Source organism: Alicyclobacillus sacchari, assembly GCF_004366795.1.
GTDB classification, from domain to species: domain Bacteria; phylum Bacillota; class Bacilli; order Alicyclobacillales; family Alicyclobacillaceae; genus Alicyclobacillus; species Alicyclobacillus sacchari.
The window spans coordinates 1-10,313 of record NZ_SORF01000026.1 but is presented as its reverse complement, the minus strand read 5'-3'; the positions used below and the strand labels follow the sequence as shown (position 1 = coordinate 10,313).

General features: G+C 50.3%; 7 protein-coding genes and 1 pseudogene. 3 read left to right on the top strand and 5 right to left on the bottom strand.

What is annotated here, in order from left to right:
- Together C7445_RS13685 and C7445_RS13680 are read left to right on the top strand one after the other, a co-directional pair.
- The coding region (locus tag C7445_RS13685) for a transposase domain-containing protein (RefSeq protein WP_134161201.1) at positions 1 to 306 on the top strand (306 nt) is incomplete at its 5' end.
- A 43-nt stretch (positions 307 to 349) separates the two neighbouring features.
- The gene (locus tag C7445_RS13680) at positions 350 to 679 is read left to right on the top strand and encodes a hypothetical protein (RefSeq protein ID WP_134161199.1); all 330 of its coding nucleotides are present in this window, start codon (positions 350 to 352) and stop codon (positions 677 to 679) included.
- Positions 680 to 704: 25 nt separating this feature from the next.
- Here C7445_RS13680 and C7445_RS13675 read toward each other — a convergent pair whose 3' ends face one another.
- The 5 genes and pseudogenes from C7445_RS13675 to C7445_RS13655 form a co-directional block, all read right to left on the bottom strand.
- Positions 705 to 3,344, bottom strand: a complete 2,640-nt coding sequence (locus tag C7445_RS13675; protein WP_134161197.1) for a restriction endonuclease — start codon at positions 3,342 to 3,344, stop codon at positions 705 to 707.
- Between the two features lie 11 nt (positions 3,345 to 3,355).
- A complete protein-coding gene (locus C7445_RS13670) occupies positions 3,356 to 5,236 on the bottom strand; it encodes a site-specific DNA-methyltransferase (RefSeq protein WP_243835206.1) in 1,881 nt (626 codons plus the stop codon).
- Positions 5,237 to 5,258: 22 nt separating this feature from the next.
- Complete coding sequence (locus C7445_RS13665) at positions 5,259 to 8,078, bottom strand: SNF2-related protein (RefSeq protein WP_134161195.1); 2,820 nt, start codon at positions 8,076 to 8,078, stop codon at positions 5,259 to 5,261.
- Positions 8,079 to 8,460: 382 nt separating this feature from the next.
- Entirely contained in the window at positions 8,461 to 8,766 is a 306-nt protein-coding gene (locus tag C7445_RS13660; RefSeq protein WP_134161193.1) for a hypothetical protein, read from the bottom strand.
- Positions 8,767 to 8,780: 14 nt separating this feature from the next.
- Positions 8,781 to 8,936: pseudogene (locus C7445_RS13655) on the bottom strand (ATP-binding protein); the annotation flags it as partial.
- A 151-nt stretch (positions 8,937 to 9,087) separates the two neighbouring features.
- Between C7445_RS13655 and istA the strand changes: the two are divergent.
- A partial coding sequence (gene istA / locus C7445_RS13650) for an IS21 family transposase (RefSeq protein ID WP_134161191.1) occupies positions 9,088 to 10,313 on the top strand: 1,226 nt, incomplete at its 3' end.

Genomic DNA, 10,313 nt, shown 5'->3' with positions numbered 1-10,313 from the left:
ACGTTCCTGGAGGACGGGCATCTGGAGCTGGACAACAATCGGAGCGAGCGCTCCATCAAGCGGTTTGTGATTGGCCGGAAGAACTTCCTGTTCGCGAACACGCCACGGGGCGCGAGGGCCAGCGCCATCGCGTACAGCTTGGTGGAGACGGCCAAGGAGAACGGCTTGGACCCGTACCTGTACCTGGAGTATCTGTTCGAACGGATGCCCAACATCCAGACTGACGACCGGACGGCGATGGCTGACTTGCTGCCGTGGTCCAACCACTTGCCGGACGGCATCCGCAGACGGCCGAAAAGACCATAGAATGCACAGTTGCCTCGCCGGGGAACCGGCGGGGTTTATTGTCATGTACGACTTTGACGCAGCGACGGCGGGAATGCAAGATGGGCGGGATTTGACGCTCACCGGCTGCCCAACATCCAGACTGACGACCGGACGGCGATGGCTGACTTGCTGCCGTGGTCCAACCACTTGCCGGACGGCATCCGCAGACGGCCGAAAAAACCATAGAATGCACAGTTGCCCCGCCGGGGAACCGGCGGGGTTTATTGTCATGTACGACTTTGACGCAGCGACGGCGGGAATGCAAGATGGGCGGGATTTGACGCTCACACAATCGGCGGAACTCCGCTGGAATGTCCATACCACTCTTACCCCTTCATTTTGTAATATGTAAGGGACGCCGCCACAGCGTCCCTACGTCAAACTTCTTGCGCACTCTTGACAACACGATAATCCACGTTGAGTCTGCCAAAATGGGCTTCGCCGCACCTGATTTTCGCTTGTTCGCTGTCCCGAAGATCACCAAGATAAGTCGAACCCTTGGTCTCACGAACCAAATATAGTTTAGTTCCCTCGTTTTCCGATTGCTTCACAATGGCCCAGTCCGGGTTATAGGAGCCCACAGGAGTTTCAATCTTAAACCACCCAGGGAGCTTGACGAAGAATCGAATGTCCTTGCGTGAGTCCAGCCCCTTTGCAAACTCCAACTCCACGTTTGAGTCAACCTCAATGCGATCGTAGACTGATTTGTTAACTTTTACCAAACGACTCTCATACAAGTTCAGTTCTTCTTCAAAACCGCCGTCGTCTTCCTTGAACTTCTTCAACATCTCATACTCCTGACCGGTGAGTTCATATTTGATACCCTCAATCATGAGATGTTGGAGAGTCTCACGAATTGCTCGTGTTGCAAAATCCAAGAATTGCTGCGGATTCATAAATACATCATTCAGGCGTTCAGATCGAATCAAAATTTCAGCGATCGTGCCACGTGTGAGTTCCGTTTGACGCTGAATATAACCAATCAGATCCGGGACTTGTCCACTTGGTGTAACGGACTCTTGGCGAACGCTGAGCAACTCGGTAGAGACGCCCTGCTCAGTGATATCAATTCCACTCTTCACGGCATGAAGGGATGGAGCGGCCACGGCCGGCATAGACTTAATAGCCTCCGCTGCCCGCTCAATGAGAACGTTTGTGTCATATTCGACCGTGTAACGGGTCTTATGTTTGATGCGATTCCACAGTTCCACGAAATCTTTGTTATCACGCAAGTCTTCTCGACGGCGCACGATCCTGCGTTGCCGTTTGTTGTCTGGTTTTGGGAATTTATCTCCCGTCTCTTCTTCGATTTCGGTTTGCAACGAGCGAGCAAAGTCGTCGTAACTCTCGTTGGCAATCACCGTCAGACGATTTACTGGATGGTCGATGATGCGTTGACCAGTTTCATCCACGGGGAGGCGAAGTCCTCGACCGATTTCCTGCCGCTTCTTTATTTCCGAGCGTGTTTCATTCAGCGTGCATATTTGAAACACGTTCGGGTTGTCCCAGCCTTCCCTCAAAGCCGAGTGGCTGAAAATAAACCGAAGAGGTTCGTCTCTCGAAAGAAGGCGTTCCTTGTGTTTCATGATCAATTCATACGCCTCATCATCTGCCTGCGTATTACCGGAAGTGTCCTTGGCCATACCTTTTCTGTCTGTCGCAAAATAACCGTTGTGGACGACTTCCACAGGAGGCAGCTCCAGGACCGCATACCTTGGTTTCTGCGCCAATTCCGTGTAGGCTTCCTCAAACCACTTGCGGATTTTTCCATCCGCTTCAACATAATTGGCAACTCGATCAATGAAAAAGAGCGAAAGAACCTTGAGACGCTTACCTTCGGGGAACTCCTTGTAGACTCTAAGTTCCTTTTCCAGATGTTCTTTGACCGTCTCTTGTATCTGTACCCGCATCACATCATCCTGATGTGCGCCGACAGCCTGACCTACATAAAGAGTGATTCCGTTAGTGAAGGCAATATAACCATTACCTGCATCGATGTGATCAACAATGTACCCTTGATAGGCAGGTCGACCCTTCGATAGATCGAACAAATCTGTTCCGTTTTGGCTGACGCTGACGGTCTTCCGAGACGGGCCGTCCTCAGCTTGCACATCAATCGTCAGTTTCGCCGTAATCTTCGTCTTGGTCGGCGTTATGGATTCCAGACGAATGAAAGGTCGATTAAAATCCGGATCGTCGATCACTGAATCCACTTCAATGCGCTTGACCAGCTTCATTTCGTAGGCCTTGACTGGGCCAAGGCGATACAGAAGGTTATACATTCTGCGGTGCGTAGCACTGTATCGAAGAGTGCATAGCGGATTCAGGCTTGCGATAGCCTCCTTAGCCTGGGTGCTCTCCATATTTTGCGGTTCGTCCAAAATGACAATGGGATGAGTGCTTTGGACGAGCTCAATGGGTTTTTGACCAGACAAGCGGTCATTCTCCCGGTGGATGACATTGTTCGCCTTCCTATTAAAAGCATCAATGTTGATGACAAGAATTTGGAGTTGATTCGATGTTGCAAATTGCCGCAGCGAAGAAACACGTTTTGAATCATAGACCCAATAATCGAATGGCTGCCTTCCGTAGATGTCCTCAAAGTGCTCACGGGTAATCTCGAGGTTTTTCATGACGCCCTCACGAATTGCGACACTCGGCACCACAATGATGAATTTCGTGAAGCCGTACTTAGCGTGCAACTCATGAATAGTCCGCAAATAGACGTATGTCTTACCAGTCCCAGTCTCCATCTCAAGGGAAAAGTCCATCCCTTCATGGATCGGCGCCTGATTGATCCCATTTCTTATTTGGATACGCTGCAAGTTCTCCAAAACGGTTTCCCAGTCAAGCATGAGCTCATTACCAAAACCAAGCTCTGTCATAAGACCGGCGAAACCGGCATCCAATCGTATCTCAAACTGACCAGCAGCCTGCGGTTGACCATCAAAAATATCAACAACGGATTGGATGGCGTCTAACTGATATTGTTGATTACGGTCAAATTGTATCTTCATGATGCCACCCCTTACACGGTGTGAAATTCGATATCATGTGATTCCATGAGAAGCTTAGTGTTAGTCTTAAGATTGTCGTTGCCATGGAACGCAGTATCCAAACAGACCACGCTCCGTGGAGACATGCCAACAATGTTTCTAAGTGTATTTTCGGAAATTATGTCTTCCAAGCAAATCAGAAGAGCCCCATCGGAAATCGAAAAAACGCTTTGTTCTCCTACTTGAATATGCGCAATAGAAGCAGTCAGAGGGAGACCGGATTTCAGCACGATTTCGTACAGGATGTCTTGCTGACTTCTCCCTGCAAGAAGATTGTCCGCAAATAGTCGTAATTGCTGAGCAAGTTCACCTGGAGTGAGAGTTGATTCTGATTCCCAGGTCTTGAAGTTGCTCGACGATAACCTAAAGAGGCGGAATCCTAATTCTAGGTTCTCTGCGTCGCCTCGTACAGAACTCTGACTTAACACTTGGATGGCCCTTCGCATGCGCTCCGTCGTGATGTCCGAAATTCTAGGAAATGACTCATTCTCTGTAGTTTCAGGAAGTTGCACCATTATAAACTTCCTGTTCGCTCCGTCATCTAAATTCTGTGCGAGGACAGCATGGCCGGTCGTCCCTGACCCAGCAAAGAAATCCAAAACAATATCGTCTTGGCGAGTTGCAATCTGGCAAAGAAACTTTATTAGCGCCGTAGGTTTAACGGTATCAAATGGCGATTGCCCGTCAAAAAGTCCCTGCAATTCTCTTGTACCGTGGGTTGCAGTTCCAACCGTGTCACCACTTAACCAAGTGGTTGCTACACTGCCAAAGTCCTTCTTCTCGTGATAAAAAACCTTTAGCTGCGGACGAGATTGACCAGTTGTTCCAAAAACGATTCTATTATCCGAGAGTAGTTTTTTGTACGACTCTTCATCTGTTCTCCAGCAACGCCCCGCCGGTGGCCAATACTCCTCTCCTGTGTTCGGGTTCTTAATCGCATAGGTGAGATTTGGTCGTACATTCGGGGCATCAAAAGGGTCCGCCTTCCATGGCCCTCGTGGGTCATTGTCAGGATTCGAGAACCTTTCGGGATCCAGTGGTAACGGGAGAGCGGCGAATTCCGGGATATCCCACCAAACAGACTGATTGCTTTCCTTCAGCCTTCTGTGTTCATGTCTACGCCTTTTTGCGTACCCCACGATATATTCATGGCTCACGCTCATGTCAGTATCATTTTGAACGGATTGCCTTGATTGCCATGAAAAAGACGCAAAAAAGTTCTCTTCGCCAAAGATTTCATCCATTAGGCATCGCAGGTTTTTGACTTCGTGATCGTCAATAGAAACGAAAATAACGCCATCGTCTTTCAGCAAATTTCTGGCTAAAAATAGCCTCGGATACATCATATTGAGCCACTTCGAATGAAAGCGCCCATCCGTTTCGGTATTGGTAGATAACTTAATACCGTCACTATCAACCTGTCCCGAATACCTCAGATAGTCTTCCAAGCCTTCACGAAAATTGTCCGGGTAAATGAATTCATTCCCCGTGTTGTACGGCGGGTCAATATATATCATCTTGATCTGTCCGTGGTAAGACTTTTGAAGCAACTTCAAGACCTCGAGGTTGTCCCCTTCAATAATCAGGTTTTCACTGGTCTCAAAGTTCACGGATTCCTCTGGCACCGGAAGCAGAGTACCTACACTCGGAGTTTGGATGTTGCGGATGGCTTCGCTTTTGCCTGCCCAGGTCAATCCATAGCGCTCACGCCCGTTATCCACGAATTCCCCAATTGCCATCTTCAGGCGCTCAAAATCGATTTTCCCCTCTGAAAACACCTCTGGAAACTCTTCACGGATGCGTGCAATCTTTTCGGCCAATACGTCTTTGGATGTGAGTGGAAGCTTGTCCACGAAACCTTCTCTCCTTCCCATTTCAGACAACAGTCCAGCGAATGGTAAATAGCGATTTCAAACGATGGGTCTGCTTCAATTGGCGCTCAATATTTTCGATAAGCTCGTTGCGCCTTGCATCAATTGCATCTTGTGCCTCATATAGCTCTCGTCGTTTCCGATTTCGCTGCGTTTCTACGTTACGTTGCGCCTTCTGCGCCGCCAGTTTATCCGCTAGAGATATTGCCGTGGTCGAAGTACGCCGCAGCGCCTTTATTTGTTTATCGAGATCACGAATCTCTTGTTCCAAACCGAACTTCAAATCGTCTGCCCACCTGTCCAGTTTGGCGACCTCTTCATCGAAATATCGCCCGTTCTTCTCTTCCACAAAATGCAGTTTTTCCTTCACAAGTTGCTCTTCAATTTGCGTGACCTTGGGCAACGGAGCGTTGAACGAACCCAAAGGCCGAACGTCAGCGTATGGTTTGAACAACTTGAGACATGTCTCCTCGTCTACGATTTCCCCAGCATCAGTGACCCCTGCGAAGATAAGGAACTCTTCCAGTTCAAAAGATTCAACGGTCAACTCTGCCACGCTCAGCCACCCTGATTTACCCTTCAACTCTTGAACTGTACTGATTAGCCCTTCGTAATCGGAGTATTGAACGACGATCTCGGCCGGGGGAAGTTCCCGTGCAACCGCCCGTTCTACGAGGGATTGCGCCAATGGGTGATCCACTCTAAAAAACGTATCGCCGTTTGCTTCGGCCAGCTTCCAATCGAGATGGTACATCCCTGGTGGTGCGTCGCCGCCAGAGTAGCGGAACCGGGACAAAGTTTCATCGAAAATAGCACTATCAGCTAGTTCCACTTTTGCGAGAGAAAGAAGATACTGCTGTTGTTCCGACAAACGTTCGTGGGCCTGTCCTTCGTATACCTTCAGCCGGGCATGGACGTCTTCATCGAAGTTGTCCAAGAGCGCACGCCGAGTTTCTGTTAGTCGAGACTCGATAGATGATTCAAGTTCGTTTTGCAAGGCATCAAAGGCTGCATTGATCTCGTCGGTCGTGCGACACTCCTGGTACACCTGTGCAATTCTCTTCTCGAGATCAACACCAGACTCTAATGCACCAAGCACTTCATCACTAGCGCCGAATATACCGCTAAAGAGCTGGAACTTATCAGCCAACAGCTCGTACACCCGCTGATCGGCTTCGTTTCGCTTGTTCAAAAAATTGACGACGACCACATCGTGCTTCTGTCCATAACGATGGCAGCGTCCGATACGTTGTTCTACTCGCTGCGGGTTCCACGGCAGGTCATAATTTACCACCAAGGAACAAAACTGTAGATTCACCCCTTCAGCAGCCGATTCGGTTGCAACCAGTATTTTGGCCCGTTCTCGAAATTCTTCAATCAAAGCGGCACGAATGTCTGCGCTTCGGGAACCGGTAATGACTGATTCCCCGTCATGCCGTTTCAGCCACTCATTGTAGATTCGTGTAGACAAGGGATCGTTGTTTACTCCATTAAACAAGACAACTTGACCGTCATATCCGTTCTCAGTAAGTAGTTGAAACAAATACTGCTGCGTGCGCCGAGATTCTGTAAAGATTACAGCCTTTTCAGCAGCGCCAAGTGATTTTGCTTTATCAATCGCCTCGTCGAGTACGGTGAGCAATGCGTCACCTTTTGCGTTATCTCGGATGCTCTCCGCCAAGTCCGCATATTTGCGCAGCAGCGACAATTCTTCAGCTATCAGTTGCGGGTCGATCGTTTCTTCATTGTCGGACCCGTCCCATTCGTCCTCGAGCTCATCGATGCCTTCATAATCGTCGGCAACGTCTTCTGCAGTAATGGGTTGCATGCTCTCGAGCCGTCGAATCAGCCCACGAAGGGTTCCTGCGATCGCAAAGGTCGATGACGCAAGTAGCTTTCGGAGAACCAGCGTCATGAGGCTGCGTTGGCTCGCAGGCAATGCCAATAAAACCTCACGGCGCAGGTAGTCCGTGACCTCTTCATACAGGCGATGTTCGTCGTCACTCGGCACGAATTCCTGCGTAATCGGGATGCGGTTCGTATATTTGATGTACTCTAGGACTTGCTTTCGCAACGTACGAGTACAGATGGATGCCAGTCGCTCCCGCAGCAATCGATTTCTTTCCTCTGACGACTGTCTTGCAAACTGAGCCTGGAATGACTTTTCGTCGCCAAACACCTGTGGATCGACGATGCTGACAAGCCCGTACAGCTCCATCAGGCTGTTTTGCAACGGTGTAGCGGTCAACAGCAGTTTACGTGTCCGAGCCAACGTGGCCTGAATGTTTTTGGCCAATTTGTTGTTGGACTTATAAACGTTTCGTAGACGATGTGCCTCGTCGAGCACTGCCAGATCCCATGTGACCATCGATATGTACTCCGACTTCGCAGCGGCAAAGTGGTAGGAGCATATGATGACCTGATTGCGCAGGTCAAACGGATTTGTGTGGCCCTGTCGTTGCAATGCCTTGAATGACTTGGCCTCCAGAATAATCGATGGCAGATGGAACTTCTCCTCGAGTTCCATCGCCCACTGCTTCCGCAGTGTGGCGGGAACCACAACGATGAGTTTGCGACGACGCTCTGCCCAACGCTGTGAAAGGACCAATCCAGCTTCGATCGTCTTCCCGAGTCCAACTTCGTCAGCTAGGATTGCACCCTGAGATAGTGGTGAGCGAAGCGCAAAAAGAGCCGCATCTATTTGATGTGGGTTGACATCAACCCTTGCATTTCCGGCAGCTCGTGTGATTCTATCAAAGTCATCAGCCGCAGCCCTTAAAGTGAGCAAGTGCGCCCAAAGTTTCGAATGATATGGCGTTGACATTGTATTGATCCCTTCAGATGCAAAATACCGTACAGGATATCAGCTTCGATTTTACTACAGATTACAATTCATGAGCTATGCAGTTGCTGAATGAATGTGAGCGTCAAATAGTGCACACCTAGCGCCAGCGTGCCTGGTGCGAGATGATCCCCCCAGAATCCGACCATGGAGGGATCACCGTGACGAAGGCGGAGTTGGAACAACATCGCGAGCTTTGGCGTGCCCGCGTGGCGGATGTGTTTGTCAATCGAAAAGTTGACCAGGTTGCTAATCGAAAAGTTGACCACCTCAGGTAAAGAAATCTGGCTGTGGGGCTCATCAGTTGGAAGGAACCCTCTTGCACAGCCAGCATTGAGACAATGAAGTTATCTCCAAAGTATCTTCAGAGCAGGTCTAGTAAGCGAAACTCGTCCAAAATCCGTTCCACCGTCTCCTCTGCCATCTTGGCGGGATAGCGCCGGTGTGGCTCCAGCACATAGCTCCACTGCCTGTCCTTTCTACTGCCAACCAAGCGTACAATCATCCCACCGTCTACTGTTTCAAGAAGTCTCCCACTCAGAAACCGGCCGTCAACGAGGATCTGGACTGCCATGCCTGTATTGGTGGGAATGGATTGGTAGCCCATATCGAAGCACCAGCTCTCTGTATCAAGCGGATCGTATCGCAGGATTCCTTCAATGGTCTTCATAAGGTCTCCTCCATTCAGGTATGTTGCAAACGTTTCTGGCTTTCACGGAATCGGTAGGATTCACCCTCAAAGAGAAGAATGTGTGAGTGGTGGGTGAGTCGGTCAAGCAGCGCTGTCGTCAATGTGGCGTCATGAAAAACCTCTGTCCACTGTGCAAACTCCAAATTCGTGTATTCCGCATAATAAAAGTGCAGACAACCGCAGCGTAAAATTGCAGAGTTAGCCTGCGCTTTACGAGGCGGAAAGTGAATAGGCACTTGCAACACCGCTCTACCAATTCTACCCTTGGGTTTGTCCAAGACCTGAGGGAGATGAGAGAGGATGCTGAAAGTGCCACAGCAACAGTATATCAAGTTTCTCTACGAGAATGAGGACTATTCAATCTCGGAGATCGCCAAGGCCATGGGAATCAATTGGCGGACAGCCAAGAAGTACGCGACAAGAGACGATTGGAATGAGCCCGTGCGTCGACGTAGGACACGATATCCCGTTCTCGGTCCGTACCTTGACATCATCGATACTTGGTTAACTGAGGAGCAGGCGCTGCCCCGCAAACAGCGGTACACGGCGAAACGAATCTTTGATCGCCTGTGCGATGAATACGGGTTTGAGGGCGGTCGGCGTACCGTCGAGGAATATGTGGCCAAACGCCGAAAGGAACTCAAGCTGGAACGGGCTGAGAGCTACGAACGGCTGGAACATCCCGGCGGCGAAGCGCAAGTGGATTTTGGCACGGCTTATGTAGGACAACTCGGCAAGCTCGTGGAGCGAAAGATACTTATGATGTCCTTTCCGTTCAGTAATGCGGCCTTCGCTTTTCCAGTCCGAAAGGAGAACACAGAGTGTTTCCTGGAGGCGATGAAACGCATCTTTGAGCGGATGGGCGGCGTACCAAGGAAGATCTGGTTTGACAATCTGTCGGCTGCGGTGGTCTCAATTGACCGGGACGGGACACGCACGTTCACCGACCAGTTCTTGCGATTTGCAGCTCACTACCGGTTTAACCCGGAGTTCTGCAATGCCAACAGCGGCCATGAGAAAGGCCACGTTGAGAACAAGGTCGGATACGGCCGGCGGAACTGGCTCGTCCCACCACCCGTGTGCGACACGGATGCTGAACTTGAGACCTACCTGACCCAGGCAGCAGAGGCGGACATGAACCGTCTTCATTATGCTAAAAAAGAGCGCATTGCTGACCTATGGGAGGCGGAACGCAAGAAGCTCTTGACCTTGCCTACCGTTCCGTTTGAGGTCTTCCGGCTCGAACCGGCCCGATTGAACAAATACCGGGAACTCCGGTTCGAGACGACCACGTATCCGCTGCCGCAGTGTCGTCCGCTGGAAACCGTATGGCTCAAAGTGAAGTGGGACGAGATCGAGGTTCTGTCTGGCGACGGGAAGTACCGACACCTGGCCACCCTGCCCCGACCGTACACAGAAAAGGCGATTCCGATTGAGTGGTCAGCTGTGTTCGACGGATACCGGAGAAAGCCAAGGGCGGTGATGTACTCCGACCTGGCGAAATTCATGCCTGCTTCCGTACGCAC